This is a genomic window from Massilia genomosp. 1, from assembly GCF_011682185.1.
Taxonomy (GTDB): Bacteria; Pseudomonadota; Gammaproteobacteria; order Burkholderiales; family Burkholderiaceae_D; genus Telluria_A; species Telluria_A rubra.
The window spans coordinates 1-600 of sequence record NZ_WHJF01000362.1 but is presented as its reverse complement, the minus strand read 5'-3'; the positions used below and the strand labels follow the sequence as shown (position 1 = coordinate 600).

The window sequence follows — 600 nt, the reverse complement described above, 5'->3', positions numbered from 1 at the left end:
AACACCGAGGCGGATAACGGGAAGAATTTTAGATACTTGATTTGAAGTCAAAAGGAGAGACCATGAATTTTCAAAATATGAAAATACGGACACGCTTTGTACTGTTGATCGCACTTTTCGTCATCGGTTTTGCGGTGTCAGGGGCATGGTCGTTCAAAACCTTACATGAACTGAAAGTAAGTGGCCCGATCTACGATCGCATCGTTGAAAGCAAGGATTTGATCGCCGACATTCTGCCGCCTCCGGAATACATCATCGAATCCTATCTGGTGACCCTACAACTGTCCGAGGCGACGGAAAAGGCAGATCAGGACAAATTGATCGAGCGCCTGAAAGCCTTGAAAGGCGAATACGACACCCGTCACGACTATTGGCAAAAACAAAAACTGGAAACCGCACTGAACGACGCCTTGCTGAATCAAGCACACATGCCGGCGGCCGCGTTCTATGCCGTGACCTTCAATGAATACATACCCGCAATCCAAAAGCAGGAAAAGGAGGCAGCAACAGCGGCGATGGTGAAGATGAAACAGTATTACGAAACGCACCGCACGGCGATCAACCAGGTAGTGGACATGTCGATTAAGCGTGCGGGACACG

The 600-nt window shown here is 48.8% G+C and carries 1 pseudogene; it reads left to right on the top strand.

The features are described from left to right. Positions 1 to 62 precede the first annotated feature (62 nt). Positions 63 to 600: pseudogene (locus F1735_RS34090) on the top strand (methyl-accepting chemotaxis protein); the annotation flags it as partial.